Raw genomic sequence first — 21,996 nt, forward strand, 5'->3', positions numbered from 1 at the left:
CCTACTTTTCGTCCTGCTTGTCCATTCTCCGTATAAGTTCCTCCCGAAGCGCATCAAGGAATTTTGTACGGTTCATCTTCCGGTTTCTCAACTCCAAATAGGTCTGATAAAAATTGCCCAAATCAATGTCAAAGGCACTTTCAAAATATTGGGCTACTTCTCTTATGTCTTTACTCCCGTTGTCAAACACACTTTGATAGTGCAGGGAATAAATCAGTTCTATCAATGCCACTTTGCTACCTGTCCATTTTAGATTTTTCGGGGCTTTCGATTTGTTTTTTTGGAATTTGTTATATAACTGGTCTTCTATGTAAACCTGTATCAAATCATTGGCTATTATTTTGGCGACCTTGTAATCATGTGAAGTGGAAAAGGACTGGTCAGACTGAAAATAATAGGTGTCCAACCATAACTTAATATCGTGGTTGCCCCGTAAAAACATCTTTTCGTCAAGGAACGAGTTGTTACTACGGTAATACTTATAGAAATCGAGGTTGTTGTCAAAGAACCTTTTTAGCTTCTTCAGTTCTTTGTTGAGGTATTTCCTTATGGGCTTTGCTCCATAGGGCTTTTTTGTCTCGATTTTGTAAATGGCATTGTAGTAAATGAGTTTCGCAACAATGGCAGGTTTCTGATATTTGAAAAAACGGATTTCTTCATTGGTATTCTTAAACCCTCTTTTCAAGATATATTTTTTTACTTCGGACAGGCATTCTACAATCAGATGTATAACAGCCTCTATCCGTTCTACGGAGCAATCAGCATCAATCACCGTTTCGGTGATTGAGGTTTCCAGTTTAGAAAGTGTTTCATTGTAAAATTTATCCATTCGGTTATGATATTGGCTATAAACGAAAATGTCTAAAGGTTATTCTTTACGATAGAATAACCTTTAGACCTATTTGATTTACTTTTTCTTGAACAGGGAACACGGTTATTAATTCCCTTGTTCCACCCGTTTCAATGCTTCGTTCTCCCTTGTTTCAAACTTGAAATTACGGAATGCGTCATCTGTCGGGATGTTCAGTTCAAAACTTTTCTGTTCTGAAATTTCGATTTTCAGATTTTTACCATTGAAGTCCAAGACGTGTCCACCCTGTGTTCTATCAGTAGAAAGAAAATGAAAATGGAAACCTTTGCTATTGATGCCGTTCAGATATTCCGGCAGATGGAAACCAATCAATGTTCCCTCTGTATCGGAAAAATCAAAGAATTTCTGTCTGTGAAAAATAGTCGTGATAACCGGAAAAGGTTCTTTCTCTACCGGAGGAAATGCCCGTGTTCTTACGTGGCTGAACTCCCCCGAAATTTTCACGGCATACATAGCATTCTTATTCGTAAGTAGACCGCCAACCAATTCCAAAAGTGCATCTTCATCAATTTGGCTCTCTACATTGATGGTTGTATCAGCTTTAAAAAACGTAACAAAGGACATCGAGGTTTTAAAATCGTTTTCCTTTTCAAAGGTTTCTCCGGTTGCTTTGGTCTGATAAACCTTTCCGTCCAAGACGGTCAATTCGCCATCAAGCATATCGGGTGCGCCCAAACCAAAATCTCCCTTTAACTTCAAATCTCCCACAGGCATAGTACCTCTGTACAGACCACCCACAAAAGCATCTGCAACCCCGTATTGGTACAGCCTGTTGTATTTCTCTTTATTTATCATTTGCAGTTCCTTTTTATCCGTAATGATTACCTTGTTTTTCTGCATTTGGGGCATATAGATTTTTTGTGTGACAGGATGGTAATAAATATCCGCAATACTTTCTTCGGTCAGCAACACTTCGGATTGTTGGGTTTTCAAATCGTAAACCCAAAGTTTGCCATAACCTTTGGTGGGAAACGTTACCCAATCCGAAATCAGCAAGCTGTTGTCGTCCAACCATTCCACGCCGTCAAAAAATCCGTTGGCAATGTTGGGAAGTCTCTCAAAATCTCCATTGCCTGTTTTGAGGTAAACAGAACCCTCGCCCAATGTTTCTCCATTGGTACATACAACAAGCTGATTGGTATTCCTGTTGAATGAAATGCCGTTTATTGTCGGAATGTTCCCGATGGTTTCAAGCGATTTTGTTTGTGTATTTACTTTGTAGATATTTCCCGAATAGGTATCTGTAACACCTATAAAGCCATTTTCCAAACGACAAATATCATTCAATACAGTAGCCTGCGGAATGGCAAGTTCAAAAACGGTCGTTCGGCTGTTTATGTCAAATCCCACGATGCGTTCAAGGTCTGCCACGTACAAAATGCCGTTTTCAACAGCCATACCTTTGGGAGCATGCAAAACACCTTTTGTGGGCGCAAATTTTAGTTCTATCAGTTTGCCGTCTGCGGAAATTTCACTGATAAATCCGTCACTATCCCGACTGCTGAAATCCTGCCCTTGATTGGACACAAAAAAGCGTTTGCCGTCCGATGTAACACTTTCCGGTGTTGCAAAACCGTTGATGACCTGTTGCGAAAAACTGTTTAAACCAATGCAGATAAGGACTGCGGTTAATATGCTTCTTATTTTCATAGTTCCCGTTGTTTTAAAATTTGACGACTACTTTTCCGAAAGCATTGCCCGATTTCAGTCTTAGAAATGCTTCCTGCGTTTGGTCTATCGTGTAAACGCTGTCTATGACAGGTTTAAGATTATTCTTCTCAATGGCATTTACCAATTCGTCCAATTCCTGTGCATTGCCCACGGAATAGCCCTGCAAGCGGATATAGTTCATAATAAGCGGAAACACGTCAAAAGACAGTCTACTACCGGACATGAAACCGACCAGACCCACAAAACCGTGTTCTTTTACGGATAGGATGCTCTGCTCAATGGTTTGCTGTCCTGCCACATCCAGCGTAACATCCACACCTGTACCGTTGTTCAGCCGTTTTACTTCATTGCTCCATTCGGGAAAGTCTCTATAATTGATAACTTCGTCTGCACCCGAGTTTTTCAGCTTTTGCTCTTTCTCCCTGCTACCTGTAGTTGCAATTACTTTCAGACCCGAAATCTTTGCAATTTGCAGGGCGGACAAAGAAACGCCACCGCTTCCCTGTACCAAAATGGTCTGTCCTGCTTTGATGCCTGCCTGCATAAGCATTGCCCAAGCTGTCAGACCTGCAACCGAAAGTGATGTAGCTTTTTCATCGGTAAGGTTTTGAGGGGAACGGACAAGCGTGTTCTCGGGTTGTACCGTAAACTCTGCCAATGTTCCCGAAGTTTGCAGACCTGTCCTTAGCGCATTGTGATAAGGCGTTGTCTTTCCTGCTTCCCAATTCGTAATGAACGGAATAAGTACACGGTCGCCTTTTTTCCACCGTGTTACATTCTTGCCCACGCTTTCCACGATGCCCACACCCTCTGAGACAGGAATGAACGGAAGCGGGATATTCAGCCCAGCGGTGTTCTCTACTGCAATAAGGTCGAGGTATTGAAGTGAAACGGCGGTAGTTCTTACCAAAACCTCATTTTCTCCAACTTCGGGAGTTGGAAGTTCGGTTAATTTCAGATTTTCTATGCCGTAATTTTCTAATTGTATTGCTTGCATAATCTTTTGAATGGAATTTGAAATTAATAACGCTGTCCTCCGATTGTTAAGCCTCCATCAACCAAAATACTTTCTCCCGTGACAAATGAAGCTGACGGGCTACTCAACCAAACAGCCAATTCGGCAACTTCTTCGGGATTTCCGAAACGACCAAGCGGAGCGTGTTTTTTCGTTGGCTCTTTTAATTTATCGGCTTCTTCTTTGGGAAAAGGATAAAAACGGTCAAACATCGGGGTTTGGATGTAGCCTGGCTGTATGTTGTTGACACGTATTCCCGCCGATGCCGTTTCTACTGCCAATACACGCACCAGGCCATCCAAAGCGGATTTGCTCGCCGAATACACGCCCGAACCTCCGAAAGCACCTCTTGATAGCCATGATGATGTATTCACGATTGCTCCGCCTGTTCCTTGTTTTTTAAACTGCTCAATTTCGTACTTACAGGACAGCCAAGTCCCTTTTACGTTGATGCCCATAACGGTATCAAATTCTTCTTCGGGCGTTTCGTCAATCGGTGCAAAATGCCCTTCAACTCCTGCATTGTTAAAGGCAATATCCAGTCTGCCAAAAATGCGGACGGTTTCAGCGATAAGATGTTGCACTTCCACACTTTTGGAAACATCGGTCTTGACAAAGTGAACATCGGGGCTTACTTTTTGCAATTCAATGAGAACGGTTTCGCCAAGCTCCTGCCTCCGTCCGGCGAGGACGACCTTTGCGCCTCTTTGTAAGAACAGCTTCGCAGAAGCCAAGCCTATGCCTGTTGTACCGCCCGTGATTAGGGCTATTTTCCCTATTAGATTTTCCTGTACCATAACTATTAATTTTTATTACGGTACAAAGTTCGCCCCGATGCTTTTTAAAAAATTATGCAAATCAAACAAATTGTTATGAAGTGCAACTAAATAGCATTATTTGCAATAATACGTCACCCTTAATGTTCGCAACTGGTCAGTACGAAAGCTTTTCTCCTTTCCAACCAGTGGTACGCAGGAACTCTTTCCATGTAAGTGCATTGGGGTTTATTTGTCTGCTCCAATTCAAGTCACGCTCTTTTTTGAAATATCCATATTCAACCGCATACTCTGCCATCCCTAAAATCTCACACACTAAAGTTTCATTTGAACGAAATTCGGGGAAATGGTTAATCAGTTCCTTTTGTGAAAATGCAGAGCTGTAAACAGCTTTTTTGCCTGTTACTTCAATAAACGTATCCACCATTTCCTGCGGTGATATAATATCCCCGATTACTGGCAACGACTTGCCCGCATACATGTTTGGATTTGAAAAAACTTCCAAAACAGCGGGGCCTGTCGCAGTAAGAGGGTCAACAAATGGCGCACGGAAATCCTTTGGCAAATAAATCGGAAACACAAGTGTATCACCTTTCATAACAGGGGGGTAAAATTCCAACAGATTGGTATAAAAGAAAGACATGTAAATAAATGAATTTGTGATAGGGAGCGTCCGGATATATTCTTCAACTTTGGCTTTGTCTGTAAAATGGGGAGCAAACTTTTTCCCTCCGGTAATTTTATCCACATTTTCCAAACTGCTGAATACAATATGCCGTACTTCTGCTTCAACTACTGCATCTGCTAATTGTTTGCCCAATTCCATCTCGTGGGTTGCAGGCGGAGCAATGTTCGGTGTCATCATGAAAACACCCTCTGAACCTCGAAAAGCCTTTACGAAATCTTCTTTATATCCGAGGTCAAGGGGTAAATCTACAAGTTCAAGCCCTTGTTCTGCCAAATTAATCGCTTCCGGTGAATTAATACGTCGGGTAATGCCCCTCACTCGGTAACGCCCGCTCTCTAACAATGTGCGTGCGACACTAAGACCTTGCTTACCCAAAACTCCGATAATAGTGATGAGTGGTTTGTCATCCTGTGTCATTCTCTCATTCTCTTTTAAATTTGATGCCATTCCTTTTTTATTTAATAAATCAATAAACTATAATTATTATAGTTGCAAAACTAATTTTAGCATATTACATTTGCAATAACTATCAAAATGGATAGGCTCAAAAAAATATGATATGAAGACTGAATGTATCGGTGATTTTGTAAAATTGAATGGAAAAACTTATCCCTGTACGGTAAGCCTAACAATGGATTTGGTAGGTGGAAAATGGAAAGCGGTTATCCTTTACCACTTAAAGGACGAACCGAAAAGATATAATGAACTTCGCAAGGAAATGCCGTCTGTTACCGAAATGACTTTGAGTTTGCAATTGAAACAATTAGAGAAAGACGGTCTTGTTTCAAGAAAAGTATACGGTAAAAAACCGCCTGTAAAGGTCGTTTATAGCTTGACCGATTTCGGTAAAAGTTTTGTACCTGTTTTGGAAGCTATTACAAAATGGGGCAATCAAGTTGTCGGCGAAAGAGGCGAGTTTATTTCTGCTGAACAGACCGTATAATATGGGATAAATTTTATTGTTTTTTAAACAATACTCGCCCCAATTTCTTTTCTGAACTGTAACGGGGTGATGTCGGTCTGTTTCTTAAAGAAAATGATAAAGTTTGACGAATGCTCAAACCCCAAACTGTACGCTATTTCCGCAATATCCCAATTGCTGAACTGCAATAATGCCTTAGCCTCTTTAGTCATCCTCTCGGCAATCCATTCCGTTGTGGTTTTGCCTGTACTTTCTTTCAAGGCTCTGTTTAGCGTATTAGTATGTACATTAAGCTGTACCGCAAATTCGTTAGCTGTTTTCAGTTTCATTGTCTGGCTTGGGGCATCAATAGGAAATTGTCGCTCCAACAATTCTAAAAACAATGTGGTGATACGCTCGGAGGCATTGACGGGCTGATAAAATGTTTCGGGCGGTTGCATCTTCATCGCCTCGTGTATAATGATTTGCACGTAACTTCTCAACAAGTCGTACTTATTGGTATATTCAGAATTGATTTCACGAAACATACTCTCAAATACGTTCTGCAAAAGTTTCAAACTCTCATCACTTGGAAAAAATACGTGGTTGCCACCGACTTTAAACAATGGCGACTGCGAAAGGCTTTCATTTTTCAACGCTGTATTCACAAAGTCTTCTGTAAAAAGACAGAAATATCCGGCTTGTTCTTCCAAGTTCGGCTCCCATGAATAAGGGATTAGGGGATTAAGAAACGTAATGGACGGTCTGTCAATCTTTATGGATTTGTCTGCATAGCTCAAAATACCTGTTCCTTTTGTGGTCATTGAGATTTTATAAAAATCCCTGCGGTTAGGCGGTAGCGAGGTACTATCACAGGCAAATTCTTCCCTACGGTATATATTGAATTGTCCTGCTTTTGGGTATTCCTTTCCGTGGTTAGCGTAAAAATCTTTGATTGTTTCCTTACGTTTCATTCTACAAAGTTATGAAAATCAAACAAGCAAATTCTCGTATATAAGGAAATTTTAGCTTGCTCGTTTAGTGAGGGATAGAAGCGACATCCTTTTGCGGTTCTCGCAGATCCGCAAAAGATACAGCGGATAGCCCGACCCGTCTGCATTTTTTCGATAGCCTGGGCATGGGGGTAAAATGCAGACGGTGGCACGCCCAAACCCTACTTCTCGTCCTGCTCGTCCATTCTCCGTATAAGTTCCTCCCGAAGCGCATCAAGGAATTTCGTACGGTTCATCTTCCGGTTTCTCAACTCCAAATAGGTCTGATAAAAATTGCCCAAATCGATGCCAAAGGCACTTTCAAAATATTGGGCTACTTCCCTTATATCGTTGTTCCCGTTGTCAAATACATTTTGATAATGCAGGGCATAAATCAGTTCTATCAATGCCACTTTGCTACCTGTCCATTTCAGCTTTTTCGGGGCTTTCGATTTGTCTTTTTGGAATTTGTTATATAATTGGTCTTCGATGTAAACCTGTATCAAATCATTGGCTATTATCTTGGCGACCTTGTAATCATGCGAGGTGGAAAAGGACTGGTCAGACTGGAAATAATAAGTGTCCAACCATAGCTTTATATCGTGGTTACCCCTTAAAAACATATTCTCGTCAAGGATGGAGTTGTTACTACGGTAATACTTATAAAAATCGAGGTTGTTGTCAAAGAACCTTTTCAGTTTTTTCAGTTCTTTTTTAAGGTATTTCCTTATGGGCTTTGCTCCATAAGGTTTCTTTGTTTCAATTTTGTAAATGGCATTGTAGTAAATGAGTTTTGCTACAATGGCAGGTTTCTGATATTTGAAAAAGCGGATTTCTTCGTCAGTGTTCTTAAACTCTCTTTTCAAGACATATTCCTTTACATCGGACAGACATTCGAGAACAAGGTGTATAACGGCCTCCATCCGTTGTATGGAGCAATCGGCTTCAACCTCCGATTCGTCAATTGCTGTTTCTAACCTATATAAGGTTTTATTAAAATATTTATCCATTCGATTAATCTGAATTTTAATGTTAAGGTTGTACAAAAACATAACTTTTTCGTGGCACGCTATGTGCAACTCTAAAAAAGAGGTTGCATTTCGCAACCTCTTTACATGTAACATTTTTTCCGATTAATCTAACGCTAAGCGAATAGCCTGTTCAACTGGAGTATAGCCGACAGTAGAATCCGAAATAGATAATTCATCCCTCAACAGCAAGGGCGGTTGTGCCATAAATTTAGGAATAGTTCCGCTGTGTGGTTGAGCCGAATGAACTATAAACGGATGACATAGATAAACTGTACCTGCTTTACCCATTGCATATACCTCTTTCCTTTTGGGCAGGTCGTCTAACTTGCTTGCAAGTTCCATAAATGAAAGACCAAAATCACCCTGTTTAGCTAATAGCTTTGCAACATCAATGTGAGAACCCTCATAAATGACCGTAGGCGCATCATTTTCGCTAACGTCGGAATACAATACAAGCATTAATAAGGCTCGCCCTTTTGATTTGACATTGACACGCCATTCAAAATAATTATTAGGGTCATTTCCCGCAAAACTTGCATCTACGTGCTTGCCTATATCATTAGGCTTCTGAACAGACGGAAACCTAACTGGAAATGTACCTACATTTCGACAAGGAATCCATCTATCTTTACCAATCAATTGGTTAAAAATTAAATGCATTTTTTTGCCATTTAGCGACTCGACAAAGGATTGTTGAGTGTACATGCCCAAACGTATAACAGGTTCAGTCCAAGTGGAAGGATTAGACCTATCACAAGGAAGGTCATTCCATAGAATATCTAAAACTGCATCTGCAATTTCTTGAGAAAATGCATTTTCAATGCGAACAAAACCATTAAGAACGAACTGCTCTATTTCCTTTTTACTTAGTATTTCTGACATAATTTTTTTGAGATATAAACTAATACAAGGAGCAACAATCGTCTGTTGACCAATTAGTTTAGATTATTAATAAAATTTTACAAATAGAAAATCACGCTATGTAGATAGTACAAAGCGTATTGCTTAAGAACTAAGCCGAAAAGGATTTTATAACATCACAGTCATTCTCATTTGACAAATGTAACGATTATTCTTGTTCTTACAGAATATAAAGGTTCTTAAAAACCGGATTTTTTGTTCCTAATATGCCCCACAGATGCACCAAACCAACAATGCAATGAAAATTCAAGGAAAACAATGCTCGTTTTTATTACGTACAAATACGACATTTTTACAAATGACAAAGCATTTTTTTAAATCATCCCTCTTGTATCAAATGCTGTAAATCGGGGTCATTCTTAATCCGCTCTATTTCGCTTTCGACAATGTGTACAATGTCCGCTTTGACCTGCCTGTAATTGGCTTCAATGACCTGTTTCATATTGTCGTTGCCGTGTTCATCGGCAAAGGATAATATCTGCGGTATCTTCTTATAGGCTTTGGTTTCGGCAGAAACCTTTTCGTTATCTACGACAATTTCAGCATGAAATATTTTCTGCTCGATACGCTCATCAAAATTATCTGAAACAGACCCTACGAACATTCCCTGTGTCAAGGTAGATATTTTGGATGCAGGTATAAGCGTGTCCAATTGGGTGGATATGGATGTGGATTTATCATTGCGGTTAATGGTGATGCTCTGCCGTTTCTGCAAGACCTTACCAAAGCGTTCAGAAAGTGTTTTTGCTGTCTCTCCAACGACCTGCCCACTAAAGATGTTACCGACCAGATTTTGTATGACTTTACTTTCTTTGTCGCCGTAATCCCTCGTCAACTGCGAATAGTCTTGGATGCCAAAAAGTGACGAAATTCGATTTGAACGTGCCGTACTGATAAAATCCAAACCCCTAAAATAAATTGTGGGCAATTCGTCTATGACAATGGAACTTTGAAGCTGTCCTTTCTTATTGATGAGTTTTACAATCCTCGAATTGTACAATCCCAAAGCGGACGAATAGATATTTTGGCGGTCGGGGTTATTACCCACGCACAAGATTTTCGGCTCTTGGGGGTTGTTGATGTCCAGTGAAAAATCATCCCCCGTCATCACCCAATAAAGCTGTGGCGAAATCATCCGTGACAGTGGGATTTTTGCCGATGCTATCTGCCCCTGCAACTGGTCTTGCGCTCCGCCCTGCCACGCATCCATGAAAGCCGAAAGATAGTTTTCAAGGTCGGGATATGAAGTAAGTATCGTAAATACGTCTGCATATTTTTTATTCAGCAATTCAATAGCATGGGGAAACGTGCAGTACTTTCCGTCTTCATAGATTTTCAGAAACCAAATGATTGAGGCAAGCAATATAATTGGGCTTTCCACGAAAAAATCCCCTTGCTTCAAAATCCACGACCTGTTGAGGTTAAGCATGATGGTGTAGGATGCTTCGTAGGCATCGGATATATCCGTCATAAAGGCAGGGCTTAACGGATTGCATCGGTGGCTTCGGCGTGGGTCGTCAAAATTGATAACATAAAATTTCGGCTTTACCTTATACTTATCGGAATGTTTCAGCAAATGGTTGTAGGCAATCGTGGAAAGGTCGTCAAATTTGAAATCGTAGATATACATCGCAAACCCCTTTTCGATATGTTGCTTGATGTAGTTGTTTACGATGGCGTAGGATTTTCCGGAGCCAGGAGTACCAAGTACAATCGAAGCTCGAAAAGGGTTGACGATATTAACCCATCCATTGTTCCATTTGCCTTTGTAATAAAACCTTGTGGGAAGATTGACCGAGTATTCATTTTCTATCAGACGGGTTTCCTGTTGGAAACTCTCGTTTTCATTATTGAAAACATCGTCCATCAGATTGTTGCGGAGTAGTCGGCTCATCCATACCCCTGCCATGAGCAAGGCTATATATCCCAAACTCGTTGTAAAGATGTAAAGCGATGTGGCAACCCCTGCCGACAGCTTTAACAATGGCGTGTTCAGAAAGAACAGCACAAAACCGATAACTAAGACGGTGTAAATCTTGCCCCACGTTATCTTTTCATTCTTCACGCCCTTAGTGCCGAGACAGCTTAACGCCAACAACAGCAATGCAAAAATTTTGGTGTAAAGGGTGTGGGCAAACAGTCCTGCGGTACGGTTGAAATTGGTCAGTATCTTGCCGATAATTTCCAGTGTCCACCCACGTTCGGCAAAGAACCCGTAACAGAACCAATAAAAGTGCATCAGCACCAAAAGAATACTTACGGCACGCATAAAAGCCATGATTTTGGCTAATCCTCTCAAATCGTCTTCTCCCTGCATAACAAAAAATTTTAGTGATGCAGGAAATTTAGAGGCTATTTAAAAGGGCTTATTCAAAGCGGTTTAGGATGGCTTTTGGTGGCAACATTTGACCAAGTAGTAAAATATTGAACGGTTATTTTGTAGCAACCATTACAAAATACTACCTTTGTCACCGATATGCCGAGAAATAAGGAGTTTGATTACAATGAAAAACTGGAAATAGTGCGTAACCTATTTTGGGAAAAAGGCTACCATGCAACCTCAATGAAAGACATTGAGCATGTAATGCAACTTAGCATTACCAGTATCTATAATGCCTATGGGAATAAACATAAACTGTTTCTTGAATGCCTCGGCAATTATGCCCAAATGAAAACTGCCCAATATCAAAGAGCGGTCAAATATGACGGTTCACCGTTTGCAGTACTTTCCCATGTTGTACATGATGTGGTGAACCAAACAATAAAGGACAGAAAAGCCTGCCTTATTATCCGTACAATCTTTGAATTAGGGGATAGTGATAAAGAAGTAAGCAAATTGATTACTGCTAATGCCAAAGTTTTGGAGGGGATATTCAAAGACCTTATAGAAAAAGCAAAAATGGCAAAAGAGATTAAAGGCGATGTTGTACCCGAAGTGGTTGCAAGATTTATCCTTTCATCTTTTAGCGGATTTCACAAACATTATGTTTTATCGGGAAGCAAAAAGGAAGTGGAACAAATGGTTGATTTTATGCTAAACTCAATGAAAGCATAAAATTTTTTGGAACATTTTGTAGCGTTCACTACAAAATAAAATTTATGAGAAAACAACTAAGTATAATTTTAACGTGCGCAATTATTACGACAAATGGAGCGTATGCACAACAATTCACAAAAAACAGCAAAGAAGTAATTATGGTAAACAATTCACAACAGGAAGTGCAACGACTGGTTGCTCAATCCTATTACGAAAAAATCAATAGTGGAAATTTCAATGATGACAGTTATTATGACCTGTTTACAGAAGATGTAAAGGTATTCTATCCAAAATTTGGCTTCGCCGAGGGCAAGGCAGGTGTAAAGAAATTCGGTGAACAGGTAAGGAAGTTGTTTAACAACCTCACTTTTGAGTTGGACAAATTCAATTTTATCGTAACCAATAATACCGTTGTGGTGGAGGGTGTGGAAAAAGGAGCGATACATAAGGGAGTTGCCTTTCCCGATAATGAAGTGTCATTTGGAAAGTTTTGTACAGTATTTGAATTTGAGGGCAACCGCATAAAGAGAATGTACTGCTATGTCGACCCCGACCATGCAGGCGTGGATAAAGAAGTGGTGGCATTGCTCAAAACTGGCTATGAGCATGACAGTACTTCCTTAAAGGAAAAGCAACGGAAAAATGCAGAGGCATATTTTAGAAAAGTTGATGCAGGCGAATTTGACAACGGTTACTACAACCTGTTCACGGAAGATGTGGAACTGTACTTTCCAAAGTTTGGGTATAGCAAGGGTAAAGAGGGTATCAAACAATTTGGTGTAGCAATGTCCGGTTTTCTACAAGGGCTTACACACGATATAGAAAATTTCAACTATGTGGCTTCAAACAATACAGTTGTTGTTGAGGGTAATGAAAAGGGCGTAACCATTGACGGCAAATCGTGGCCGGACAATGTTACAGCCTTTGGCAAGTTCTGTAATGTTTTTGAGTTTGAGGGAGATTTAATCAAACGTGTACATATTTATGTTGACCCCGATGTTGCTTCTGAAGATATGGTAAGGATGGCAAGGTTAAATCAAGACCATAAAGAAAAAGATGTTAATTTGATTGAACAGACCACAAGAACCATTGTAGAAGAATTTTACGAAATTCAATCGGGAAAGAAAGAGGGCAGTTTGGCAGAACTGTTTGCAGATACTGTTGATTTCGATTTAGCCGGAAACGAAGAAAAATTTCCGTGGGTTGGAAAGCGACACACAAAGAAAGAGGTTGAAGACTATTTTAAAGTCCTTTATCAGAATATAAAATCCGAAAAGTTCGATGTAGAATTTATTGCAATAAACGGAGAGAATGCTGTGGCAGTAGGGCAATTGTCATCGGTCATCCTAAAATATGATAAAGTATTTAATGCCCAATTCGTAAATATCTTTAAAATCCGTAACGGCAAAATTGTGAAATACCATTTTATGGAAGATAGCTACCGATTAAATGAGGAAATGAAGTAACGGAATTGAGCGTGGCTGTTAAAGCCAAAAACAAGACAATGACCAAGATGTTAATCCTGGTCATTGCTTGTTTAAAAACTTTATTGTTGTCTTCCCCGTTTTCTGTGTTTCTTCTTTTTCTTCATGCGGTTGGCAAATGCCTGTTCCTCGTAATCTTCGCCCTGTGCCTCCGGCAATAGCCCACCAAATCCGTCTATCAGTAAATCATCGGTCGGCTGTTCCTTATTTAGAAAATCAAAAAGTGCGTGGGCTTCTTCTCTCTCTACGGCGGTGCTGTTACCTGCGGTCGGCGACTGGTGTTGTGCGGTTGCTTTTTCAGCATCTTGACGTTGCCCGACTGCCTGCTCATTCCACCAATCATTAAAGACATTAGCCGATAGGTTTTTGCCCAAAGCTGAACCGTTCCAAACGGTACGGCTTTCATGGTCAATAAAAGTCATACCGTAGATACGCCCCTCATCGTTGCGCCGTACCACGGTATTGATACCCTGCTCCAACAGTTGCTTTTTAAAATCGGCTTCACCTGTGGCGGTGTGCATCGCTACTTCAATGGTGCTTTTGAGTACGGCTCTTGTGGGGTCGGCTTTCATTTTCTCCTTAGCCTTTGCGAATTGGTTTTGCAGTTCGTCCAGTCCTGCCTGTTTACCGAAAAGCGATGCTTTAAAAGGATTGCTTGCTTTTTCTCCCTGTTCGTTCAGCGCAAAATAGACAAGACCGTTTTTAGGCTGTCCGTGCAATTCCCCTTTGACTTCCTCTGCCGTGATGTTGAAAAGCGAAAGCAAGGCATTGTACGCTCCGAGGCTTGCGTACCCGTAATACTTCGGCAGGTGTCGCACCACCGATGCGATTTGGCTCTTAACGTGTCCGGCTCTGTAATCCACCGGACGGAATACCTGCTCGTTTCCGGTGCGCTGTTTTTCCGTGGCAGGTATAAGATTGTACGTTTGTTCCAAATCCCGACAAATTGCCATCGAACGTGGATGGTCGTAACTGTCCGGTAGTTTCTTCCCGTCCAAACCCACACAGACCGTAACGATATGGATATGGGTACGCTCAATATCGGTATGCTTAAAAACGATATAAGGTTGGTTTCCGTACCCCATACGCTCCATATACTCCTGCGCCATTTTTACGAACTGCCCATCGCTGACCCTATCCGCAGGATCAGGGTTCAGCGACATGTGGCGCACAGGCTTTTCAGTTTTGATATTTGCGGACAGATACGGCTCAAAACACTGGTGCAGGTAGCTTGTCGAATAGGTATTATCCAACGTTTCGGGTATTCTGTTCAATAATAAAACCTGCCCGTTTTCACTGTCAATCTTCTTTTGGTTATAGGAAATAGCACCGTACAAATTCTCACCCTTGCCAATCTTTGCTATCATCTTATCTGTGTTTTTGCAGGTGTTCTTTTTCAAATTCCTGTGTTAGCTCAATCACTTTCCGGCACAAGTCCGCCATTTCTGCCGTCTGTTTTTCCAGTTTAAAGAGGTAAGCCGATGCCTTTTTCTCCGAGAAATTGCGGTACAGTATCTTCACGATTTGGTTATAATTCACGCCAACCGCTCTAAACTGGCTGTAAAAATTGGTGAGCCTCGTATGAAAATCGACTGCATCCATATCAATTTTTACGGTCTTGATTGGCTTCTGAAAGATGCAGGCTGTAATAAAATGTGCCATTACTTTCATTCCCGATTGCTCGAACAACGTAAGGAACTGTGCGTTTTCCATGTCGTTGAGACTAATCGAATAACGGTGGATGGCAGGGTCTTTCTTAGGCTTGCGACCAACTTTGTTTGTTCGGTTTCTTCTGTTGTCTTCCATATCTAAATCCATTAATAACCGAGCTTCAGCGAGCTCAACTTTAGTTAATTATCATAAACCCCGACTTCGGAGGGTGTTTTCTAAGCCCCCTGCAAGGGCAAGTGGTTTTGAGGTGCGGAATTTATTTCGAGCATCTCAAAACATAACTTGCTCTGTTCGGGTGAACAGAAAATCCGCCCTACGGGTCGGATTGGGTAAAGCGGAAAAAAACGGCTTTGTGCCGTTCCGCCAATAGTTTCCATTCTCCAATGACTTTTCCATTCACCTCTTGAATTTAAGCCTTTACAAAGTAAGGGTAGCTTTTCCAAAGCATTGCCCTATTACTCCCGACCAAACATTGCCAACAAATGCCCCAAACTACCGCATTAAAAGAGTGCATCGGAATAACCTGCTTCTTTGTGCTATCAGTCACGCAAGCCTGTTTGCAGGCATTCGCTCCCGATGGCAATGCTGAATGACGGAGCGCAGGATTGCAGGAAAGCCGGAACGCATGACGGCATTCCAAACGGCAGGCAGACCGGACGGCATGAACGCTATCCGGTAGCCATTCCATCGGGCAGGACGACAGGCAAGCCATCGGTCTTGCCTGTATGGAAGCCGGAATGACGGCACGGCTGACTGAATGGATGACGGCAAGCCGGACAGACGGCATTGTATCAAGACCGCCGGAGAGCGTGCAGGGATGACAGCCCCTTCCATGCAGGACGGCAGGCAGTCCACGGAAATAGAAACTTAAAAATAGAATAGAAATGGAAGCAACAAACAGGACAAAATTCATTGCTTTTTCAAGCCAAAAAGGAGGCGTTGGAAAAAGCACGTTTACAACCGTTACGGCAAGCATACTCCATTACCAAATGGGTTATAACGTAGCCGTCTTTGACTGCGATTACCCACAGCACAGCATCTGTCAGATGCGAGAACGGGATTTGAAAGCGGTCATGCAGAACGAGATATTGAAAAAACTGGCACACCGCCAATTCTCGACCATCAACAAGAAAGCCTATCCGGTATTGCAAAGTAGGGCCCACAATGCCCTAACGGATGCGGAAGCATTTATACAGTCCTCGGCTGTTCCCGTGGATATGGTCTTCTTCGACTTGACGGGCACGGTGAACACTTCGGGCTTACTGAATACACTGGCAGGAATGCACCATATCTTTTCGCCCATCACGGCAGACCGTGTGGTTATGGAAAGTACATTGAGCTTTACCGATGTGCTGACCAACGTCCTTATGAAACACGGGCAGACCTCCATCGAAACCATAAGGCTGTTTTGGAACATGGTCGATGGCAGGGAAAAATCGCACCTGTACGAAATCTACGGCAATGTCATTAAGGAGGTCGGACTGCAAGCGATGGAAACACGTATTTCCGACAGCAAGCGTTTCCGCAAGGAAAGTGAAGCAACGGCAAAGACCGTCTTCCGCTCCACGCTGTTACCTCCCGATAAAAGATTGATGAAAGCCTCCGGCTTGGATTTGTTCATCAATGAATTTCTAAGAACCGTCAAATTTTAACTGCTATGGACAACGAAAACAAGAAAAAGCCGAATGCCCCGATTGACGAGGCATATCTCATGTCCATTATGGCAGGTGAAACAAAGAAGCCCCAACAGGCGGTAGCCCCCCAAGAGCCGAGCGCAGAGCCGACAAAGGAAACCATTACGGAAAAGCCCGTAACCAAAGAGCGTACCCGACAAAAAAGGGCTTCCGGCACAGGCTATGGTGAGCGTTTTCTCAACAGCCATACCATGACACGCCGTGGCGATAAGAGCATCTACATCCGGCAGGAATACCACGAACGGCTTTCCCGTATCGTGCAGGTTATCGGCGAGGATAAGATACCCCTATATGCCTATTTGGACAACATTCTCGAACATCATTTTGAACAGTTCGAGAAAGCCATCACCGATGATTTCAACAATAAGTTTAAACCCATTTTTTAAAATATTCGATTATGAAAAAGGGACAGCAAAACCAACCTAAAAAGGTACTGCAAATTGCCCGATATAAGTCAGCTTTTTTAAGACCGACCGGAGTTGTAGCACGGTGCGGAAAGTCGGTATATATCTGCCCGGACTTCCACAAGAAACTATCCCGTATCGTCTGTATTCTCGGAGAGGGAGATATTACGCTTACCGATTACCTGCACAGTGTATTGAAACACCACTTTGAGGATTTCGGCGAGGAAATAAATACAATCCATGCCCGAAACCAAAAGCCAATCTTATAGCTATGGAAACATTGATTGTCATATGTCTTATCATCGTCATTATCCTTTTGCTGAAAGATAAGGTGGTCATCCATAAGAACGTCCGCAAGGAGTTAAAGCCGGAAAAGGAAAGCCCCGACCTGCCGGATATTATGGGTCTTCCCAAGCCCGTGGAACGCCACACCTTGCCACTGAATGCCACAAAGAGCCAATCGGGCGAACGTGACGGGATAGCTGATAATTTTGGAACAGAAACCTACGGGATAGGTTTTGGATTGGAAAATCCGCAGATTGAGGGTGAGCCGGATGAAGTTTTCGGGAGTATGTCCGATTTTGAAAATGAGGAAGACGAATGGGATGAATACGGGTTTGAGGACAGCGACAATGAGTTTGCCACAGGGGTTACCTTTGATGAACTGACGACCGTGGGGGCATGGTTGGAGCAAGAGGCACCAGAGCCTGCCCTGCAACAGAAAGCGGTGGATATAGTTCAGCGATTACATGGAACGGAATTGTTCGGTCTGCTCGAAAACTCAATGGAGGGGGCTTCACGGAAGATTGCAGAATTGTTGGATAAGAGCCTCTCCGCCGGAACGGATTTCAGTTCTCCCGATTTGCGGAAAAGTGATTTGGAGGGTTTTGATATTGGGGAGTTTGTCTGACACAGAATTATTTTAATAGAGCCTGAAATTTAGCTTTTCAGGCTCTATTTATTTTTACATTCACTTTGCCAACTTCAATATCCTATACGCTCCCCTTGCTACAACGACAAATACAATCACTCCGATAATCAAATCAGGATAACTGGAATTAAGCCAATTGACCAAAAGACCTGCGACAATAACGCCCGAATTAATAATAACATCGTTTGACGTAAAAATCATTGAAGCCTGCATGTGTGCTTCTTTACTTTTGTTCTTTTGCAATAGGTAAAGACAAAGTACGTTAGCTATCAGCGCCAAAATAGAAACAATAATCATTGTTTTGAAATCGGGCATCGTTTCTATTCCGATAAAACGTCTGATAACTTCAACGAAACCGATAACCGCTAATAGAATTTGAAAGTAACCTGCAAATTTGGCAATGTTGTTTTTCCTTAAAATCGTCCCCCCAACAGCAAACAAAGCCAATGCGTAAACAATACTGTCGGCAAGCATATCCAAGCTGTCTGCTACCAACCCCATTGAATTGGAAAAAATACCGAACAGCATTTCTAATCCAAAGAAAAGGAAGTTAATAATCAGTACAGCCCAAAGTAGTTTTCGTTGGTTATTGTGTGTATCTGTTTCAATAACTGCGTTATTTTCTTCGGTGGAAAGTAATGTTGTATTCAGGTTCAGTGCTTCCAAAGCCGAAAAAATCGGCTCTGGGTTTCCACTATGATAAACATTCAATTTTCTATTAGGAATATCAAAATCTAATGACTTTACCGTATCGAAATTTTGCAATTTCATACGAATTAATTGCTCTTCACTTGGGCAATCCATTTTAGTTATATTAAATATCGTTTTATTCATGTTTTTAAAGTCTAAATTTTATCCCTCCGTTAATTACAAATCCGTCCAATGGTGCATAGATGTCTTTAAAAACAGGGTTGGTTATCGTTCCTGTATAAATGTTGTCAAAACGTGTCTGTCTTGTATCAAGGAAATTTTCAAAGTTGATGTACAAAGAAAATCTTTCCCAAATCTTTTCAGCCATAAAGCCACACATCCAATACTCTTTTCCTGCTGTCCCGTCGTTCAGCTTTTGCGGACTGAAATAATAGGCTTCCAAACCAATCTTCCATTCGTCTTCTATTTCATACATCAATACAGAATTAACCCGATGTTTTGGGGTTAGCGGATTGTCGGTAGTTATTCCGTTTTCAATCAAGCGGGTATCGGTAAAGGTGTAGCCCAAAAACAGTTTCAAATCGTCATAGCCGATTTTGATATTAGTTTCTGTTCCTTTGGTATGGATGTAGCCGGAGGAGTTGATAAATTGATAAGTGTTTGCCGCTATATTTTGAAGTAACAAAGGATTATCCAAATAGGTGTAAAAGAATAAATGATTGATGCTAAAAGTCCAGTCATCACTAATATTAGTACGATAGTTGATGTCTGCATTTGCTCCGTAACTTCTTTCTAATTTATTGGTATTATCGTCAATAGGCATTACGTTTTGATATTGTATGCGTTCGCTTTCTTCGGTAAAAATGGTTGGTGTTTTGTAGCCAAATCCACCCCCGATACGTGAAGTCAATCCGTTTGCAATCTGAAACAATGCCGAAACTCTTGGTAAAAAAACTGCTCCGTAATCGACCACATAATCCGTTCTTAAACCCGCTTCCATTTGAAGCCAATCCGTAGCCTCAAAAGAATTTTGCACAAAAGCGCCAAAAGTCGTCTGGGTGTAATCCCTCATCGGAAATGTGGTCATCTGTTTTTCCTTAAAATTGTCCGTCCAAAGATTAACACCTGTCACCCATTCCGATTTTTCTTTGCTGTGGGTATAACTTGCTTCTGTAAAAGTCGCCGTTTGTGTTCCCTCAAACTCGTAATTGGGAATAGCTGTATTGCGGTTAAAATAACTTACGCTATTTTTTACTTGTATAAAACTGTTTTCATTTACCGTATGGTCAAAAACAAATTGAGTAGAATAACGCTGTGTTTTGTTTTCTTCAAAATATTGATGTGTATTATCTCCTTTGCCTTTGATGTACAGCATATCGCCACCCAAACGGTTTTCAATGGTGGTGTTAATGCCAAAGTTCATTTTTGTTCTATCATTGAAGTAAACAAATAATTTAGGGTTCAGCACATACCTTTCAAATTGGGGGATGGCAGAAAGTCCGATTTTTGCAGGGTCGTAAGCTACGTTACGATTGTGTGAAGCAAATATGGTTGTTCCAATTTTATTGAATTTTTGTCCGTAAAAACCATTGATGTCTAAACCTCTACCTGATGTCCCATTTAAATGAAAACGCAAATCCCTCTCTTCTGTCGGTGTCTTGGAAATTAGATTGACCAAACCTGCTATTGCTCCACCACCGTACAGCGTGGAAGTTGAACCCTTAATAAGTTCAACTTGCTTTAAGTCAAGTGGTGGAATTTGCAACAAACCTAACCCACTCGAAGCACCCGAATAAATCGGAAAACCGTCTTTTAAGATTTGCGTATATCGTCCGTCAAGTCCTTGGATACGAATACTTGCATTGGCACTTGTGGGCGATGTCGTTTGCACATGAATACCTGTACTTTCACTCAAAAGCATACGGATGTCACCGGCTTTCATGTTGCCTTTTTCATCCAATTCCTCACCACCAATAAATTCAATACGTGTAGGGATATTTTGGATGGTTCTCGTGCTTCTTGTGGATGAAATGACAACTTCCTCCAATTGTTCGGAACTATCATCGAGTAGGATTTCAACAACACTGGTGTCCGTTAACGGAAATTGAAAATTATCGATGCGTTCATTAAAACCGATATAGCTAAAATGTATTGATTGCAGTCCGTTGGGAATATCTAATAAAGTGATTTGTCCGTTTTCATTAGATGTTGTTGCAATTGCAGTTCCTGTAATCTGTACGGTTACTCCCATTAAAGGCTCTTTTTTTTCGCTGTCTTTAATTACAGCTTTGAATGTGTTTTGTGCAAATGCACAAAAACCGAGTGCCATAAAAAATGACACAATTAATATTCTTTTCATTGAAAAAATAATGATTAAATGAATGATTGCGGTGCTATGCACCGCAAGTAATAAACTGTGCTGAAAGCACTACATATTACACAAGCTGTGGGGGATGCCAAACAGAAAAGGGGAAGTCTGAAACAGGTGATGCTATTATTCTGCTTATTTTCATTTCAGGTTGCTTGACAACGTGTGGAATTGAAAAATGAAGTAAAGTTACTACAAACCCTGTACACGTTTTGCAAGTGAAAAAAGGCGAGCAACATTCTTTATCACAATCATCTTCATTCTGTTCTTGGTTGTCTGCTATCTGAAATGTTCGGTCATGGCATTTATCTTCCATAAAGCACGGTGCTGTTGATAAAATCAACACCATTAAAGCTAATATGAATGATAAATATTTCATTATGCGAAGATAGTAAAAACCTTTCCCTTTGTAAACATTATCCTGTAGATATAAACCTTTTTTCTTTATCTAAATCGCCATACCCTGCCAATTAATTCCGCTGATTTCCAGTTTCCCATAACGCTTCGATTTTCATAAGACTTTTGTTGCGAAAGCCCGCAAGGTGTGGGAATTAGTAACAAATTAATTCAGTTAAATCATGGAAAAACGAAGCAAAAAAGTGTCGCTGACAGGCGTTGCGTTACTGTCAGCATTCGGTGTGTTCGCACAGGGCGACGGCTCGGCAGGCATCCAAGAAGCCACGCAGATGGTAACGAGTTACTTCGACCCTGCAACTCAACTCATCTATGCGATTGGGGCGGTGGTTGGGCTAATCGGAGGTGTAAAGGTGTACAACAAATTTAGTAGCGGTGACCCCGATACAAGCAAGACGGCTGCGTCGTGGTTCGGGGCTTGTATCTTCTTAATCGTAGCGGCGACCATTCTCCGCTCATTCTTCCTTTAAACTGGC

General features: G+C 41.3%; 21 protein-coding genes. 8 read left to right on the top strand and 13 right to left on the bottom strand.

Going from position 1 to position 21,996, the window contains the following annotated elements; genetic code table 11:
* Position 1: 1 nt before the first annotated feature.
* From CRT24_RS15780 to CRT24_RS15800, 5 genes are all read right to left on the bottom strand, one after another.
* Entirely contained in the window at positions 2–829 is an 828-nt protein-coding gene (locus CRT24_RS15780) for an RteC domain-containing protein (RefSeq protein ID WP_099372152.1), read from the bottom strand.
* Positions 830–937: 108 nt separating this feature from the next.
* Positions 938–2,521, bottom strand: coding sequence for an acetolactate decarboxylase (budA, locus tag CRT24_RS21085; protein WP_218962649.1), 1,584 nt, complete (start codon positions 2,519–2,521; stop codon positions 938–940).
* Positions 2,522–2,534: 13 nt separating this feature from the next.
* Positions 2,535–3,539: an NAD(P)-dependent alcohol dehydrogenase gene (locus tag CRT24_RS15790; protein WP_099372153.1), complete on the bottom strand. Its 1,005-nt coding sequence runs from the start codon at positions 3,537–3,539 to the stop codon at positions 2,535–2,537.
* A gap of 23 nt (positions 3,540–3,562) precedes the next feature.
* On the bottom strand, positions 3,563–4,354 hold the full coding sequence (locus CRT24_RS15795; protein WP_099372154.1) for an SDR family NAD(P)-dependent oxidoreductase: 792 nt from the start codon (positions 4,352–4,354) through the stop codon (positions 3,563–3,565).
* Positions 4,355–4,490: 136 nt separating this feature from the next.
* On the bottom strand, positions 4,491–5,468 hold the full coding sequence (locus CRT24_RS15800; protein WP_218962650.1) for an NmrA/HSCARG family protein: 978 nt from the start codon (positions 5,466–5,468) through the stop codon (positions 4,491–4,493).
* Between the two features lie 112 nt (positions 5,469–5,580).
* Here CRT24_RS15800 and CRT24_RS15805 point away from each other — a divergent pair, with 112 nt between their 5' ends.
* Positions 5,581–5,964: a helix-turn-helix domain-containing protein gene (locus CRT24_RS15805; protein ID WP_099372155.1), complete on the top strand. Its 384-nt coding sequence runs from the start codon at positions 5,581–5,583 to the stop codon at positions 5,962–5,964.
* A gap of 23 nt (positions 5,965–5,987) precedes the next feature.
* On the opposite strand, the gene CRT24_RS15810 is transcribed toward CRT24_RS15805, so the two are convergent.
* From CRT24_RS15810 to mobC, 4 genes are all read right to left on the bottom strand, one after another.
* A complete protein-coding gene (locus CRT24_RS15810; protein WP_099372156.1) occupies positions 5,988–6,896 on the bottom strand; it encodes an AraC family transcriptional regulator in 909 nt (302 codons plus the stop codon).
* 200 nt (positions 6,897–7,096) lie between these two features.
* Positions 7,097–7,924, bottom strand: coding sequence for an RteC domain-containing protein (locus CRT24_RS15815; protein WP_099372157.1), 828 nt, complete (start codon positions 7,922–7,924; stop codon positions 7,097–7,099).
* A gap of 123 nt (positions 7,925–8,047) precedes the next feature.
* Positions 8,048–8,827 (bottom strand): phytanoyl-CoA dioxygenase, encoded by a 780-nt coding sequence (locus CRT24_RS15820; protein WP_099372158.1) that lies wholly within the window; start codon positions 8,825–8,827, stop codon positions 8,048–8,050.
* A 358-nt stretch (positions 8,828–9,185) separates the two neighbouring features.
* The gene (gene mobC / locus CRT24_RS15825) at positions 9,186–11,183 is read right to left on the bottom strand and encodes a conjugal transfer protein MobC (protein WP_099372159.1); all 1,998 of its coding nucleotides are present in this window, start codon (positions 11,181–11,183) and stop codon (positions 9,186–9,188) included.
* A gap of 159 nt (positions 11,184–11,342) precedes the next feature.
* Between mobC and CRT24_RS15830 the strand changes: the two genes are divergently transcribed.
* Both CRT24_RS15830 and CRT24_RS15835 read left to right on the top strand, forming a co-directional pair.
* On the top strand, positions 11,343–11,921 hold the full coding sequence (locus CRT24_RS15830) for a TetR/AcrR family transcriptional regulator (RefSeq protein ID WP_099372160.1): 579 nt from the start codon (positions 11,343–11,345) through the stop codon (positions 11,919–11,921).
* A gap of 44 nt (positions 11,922–11,965) precedes the next feature.
* Positions 11,966–13,369 (top strand): nuclear transport factor 2 family protein, encoded by a 1,404-nt coding sequence (locus CRT24_RS15835; protein WP_099372161.1) that lies wholly within the window; start codon positions 11,966–11,968, stop codon positions 13,367–13,369.
* Positions 13,370–13,449: 80 nt separating this feature from the next.
* On the opposite strand, the gene mobB is transcribed toward CRT24_RS15835, so the two are convergent.
* Together mobB and mobA are read right to left on the bottom strand one after the other, a co-directional pair.
* The gene (mobB, locus tag CRT24_RS15840; protein WP_099372162.1) at positions 13,450–14,754 is read right to left on the bottom strand and encodes a conjugal transfer protein MobB; all 1,305 of its coding nucleotides are present in this window, start codon (positions 14,752–14,754) and stop codon (positions 13,450–13,452) included.
* 1 nt (position 14,755) lies between these two features.
* The gene (gene mobA / locus CRT24_RS15845; protein ID WP_099372345.1) at positions 14,756–15,193 is read right to left on the bottom strand and encodes a conjugal transfer protein MobA; all 438 of its coding nucleotides are present in this window, start codon (positions 15,191–15,193) and stop codon (positions 14,756–14,758) included.
* A gap of 749 nt (positions 15,194–15,942) precedes the next feature.
* On the opposite strand from mobA, the gene CRT24_RS15850 reads away from it, so the two are divergent.
* Genes CRT24_RS15850 through CRT24_RS15865 form a run of 4 tightly spaced genes read left to right on the top strand, consistent with a single transcriptional unit; the run spans position 15,943 to position 18,066 of the window.
* On the top strand, positions 15,943–16,710 hold the full coding sequence (locus CRT24_RS15850) for a ParA family protein (RefSeq protein WP_099372163.1): 768 nt from the start codon (positions 15,943–15,945) through the stop codon (positions 16,708–16,710).
* 5 nt (positions 16,711–16,715) lie between these two features.
* On the top strand, positions 16,716–17,138 hold the full coding sequence (locus tag CRT24_RS15855; protein WP_099372164.1) for a DUF3408 domain-containing protein: 423 nt from the start codon (positions 16,716–16,718) through the stop codon (positions 17,136–17,138).
* Between the two features lie 11 nt (positions 17,139–17,149).
* Positions 17,150–17,425, top strand: coding sequence for a DUF3408 domain-containing protein (locus CRT24_RS15860; protein ID WP_099372165.1), 276 nt, complete (start codon positions 17,150–17,152; stop codon positions 17,423–17,425).
* A 2-nt stretch (positions 17,426–17,427) separates the two neighbouring features.
* Positions 17,428–18,066: a conjugal transfer protein TraD gene (locus tag CRT24_RS15865; protein ID WP_099372166.1), complete on the top strand. Its 639-nt coding sequence runs from the start codon at positions 17,428–17,430 to the stop codon at positions 18,064–18,066.
* Between the two features lie 60 nt (positions 18,067–18,126).
* On the opposite strand, the gene CRT24_RS15870 is transcribed toward CRT24_RS15865, so the two are convergent.
* Entirely contained in the window at positions 18,127–18,921 is a 795-nt protein-coding gene (locus CRT24_RS15870; protein ID WP_099372167.1) for a cation transporter, read from the bottom strand.
* Positions 18,922–18,925: 4 nt separating this feature from the next.
* Positions 18,926–21,097: a TonB-dependent receptor gene (locus CRT24_RS15875; protein WP_099372168.1), complete on the bottom strand. Its 2,172-nt coding sequence runs from the start codon at positions 21,095–21,097 to the stop codon at positions 18,926–18,928.
* A gap of 587 nt (positions 21,098–21,684) precedes the next feature.
* On the opposite strand from CRT24_RS15875, the gene CRT24_RS15885 reads away from it, so the two are divergent.
* On the top strand, positions 21,685–21,990 hold the full coding sequence (locus tag CRT24_RS15885) for a DUF4134 domain-containing protein (protein WP_099372170.1): 306 nt from the start codon (positions 21,685–21,687) through the stop codon (positions 21,988–21,990).
* Positions 21,991–21,996: the final 6 nt, after the last annotated feature.

The organism is Sphingobacterium sp. 1.A.5 (assembly GCF_002734235.1).
Classification (GTDB): domain Bacteria; phylum Bacteroidota; class Bacteroidia; order Sphingobacteriales; family Sphingobacteriaceae; genus Sphingobacterium; species Sphingobacterium daejeonense.

Coding starts and splice junctions, on each gene's coding strand:
- CRT24_RS15780 (WP_099372152.1), bottom strand. CDS start 829: ATGGATAAATTTTACAATGAAACACTTTCTAAACTGGAAACCTCAATC.
- budA (WP_218962649.1), bottom strand. CDS start 2,521: ATGAAAATAAGAAGCATATTAACCGCAGTCCTTATCTGCATTGGTTTA.
- CRT24_RS15790 (WP_099372153.1), bottom strand. CDS start 3,539: ATGCAAGCAATACAATTAGAAAATTACGGCATAGAAAATCTGAAATTA.
- CRT24_RS15795 (WP_099372154.1), bottom strand. CDS start 4,354: ATGGTACAGGAAAATCTAATAGGGAAAATAGCCCTAATCACGGGCGGT.
- CRT24_RS15800 (WP_218962650.1), bottom strand. CDS start 5,468: ATGGCATCAAATTTAAAAGAGAATGAGAGAATGACACAGGATGACAAA.
- CRT24_RS15805 (WP_099372155.1), top strand. CDS start 5,581: ATGAAGACTGAATGTATCGGTGATTTTGTAAAATTGAATGGAAAAACT.
- CRT24_RS15810 (WP_099372156.1), bottom strand. CDS start 6,896: ATGAAACGTAAGGAAACAATCAAAGATTTTTACGCTAACCACGGAAAG.
- CRT24_RS15815 (WP_099372157.1), bottom strand. CDS start 7,924: ATGGATAAATATTTTAATAAAACCTTATATAGGTTAGAAACAGCAATT.
- CRT24_RS15820 (WP_099372158.1), bottom strand. CDS start 8,827: ATGTCAGAAATACTAAGTAAAAAGGAAATAGAGCAGTTCGTTCTTAAT.
- mobC (WP_099372159.1), bottom strand. CDS start 11,183: ATGCAGGGAGAAGACGATTTGAGAGGATTAGCCAAAATCATGGCTTTT.
- CRT24_RS15830 (WP_099372160.1), top strand. CDS start 11,343: ATGCCGAGAAATAAGGAGTTTGATTACAATGAAAAACTGGAAATAGTG.
- CRT24_RS15835 (WP_099372161.1), top strand. CDS start 11,966: ATGAGAAAACAACTAAGTATAATTTTAACGTGCGCAATTATTACGACA.
- mobB (WP_099372162.1), bottom strand. CDS start 14,754: ATGATAGCAAAGATTGGCAAGGGTGAGAATTTGTACGGTGCTATTTCC.
- mobA (WP_099372345.1), bottom strand. CDS start 15,193: ATGGAAGACAACAGAAGAAACCGAACAAACAAAGTTGGTCGCAAGCCT.
- CRT24_RS15850 (WP_099372163.1), top strand. CDS start 15,943: ATGGAAGCAACAAACAGGACAAAATTCATTGCTTTTTCAAGCCAAAAA.
- CRT24_RS15855 (WP_099372164.1), top strand. CDS start 16,716: ATGGACAACGAAAACAAGAAAAAGCCGAATGCCCCGATTGACGAGGCA.
- CRT24_RS15860 (WP_099372165.1), top strand. CDS start 17,150: ATGAAAAAGGGACAGCAAAACCAACCTAAAAAGGTACTGCAAATTGCC.
- CRT24_RS15865 (WP_099372166.1), top strand. CDS start 17,428: ATGGAAACATTGATTGTCATATGTCTTATCATCGTCATTATCCTTTTG.
- CRT24_RS15870 (WP_099372167.1), bottom strand. CDS start 18,921: ATGAATAAAACGATATTTAATATAACTAAAATGGATTGCCCAAGTGAA.
- CRT24_RS15875 (WP_099372168.1), bottom strand. CDS start 21,097: ATGAAAAGAATATTAATTGTGTCATTTTTTATGGCACTCGGTTTTTGT.
- CRT24_RS15885 (WP_099372170.1), top strand. CDS start 21,685: ATGGAAAAACGAAGCAAAAAAGTGTCGCTGACAGGCGTTGCGTTACTG.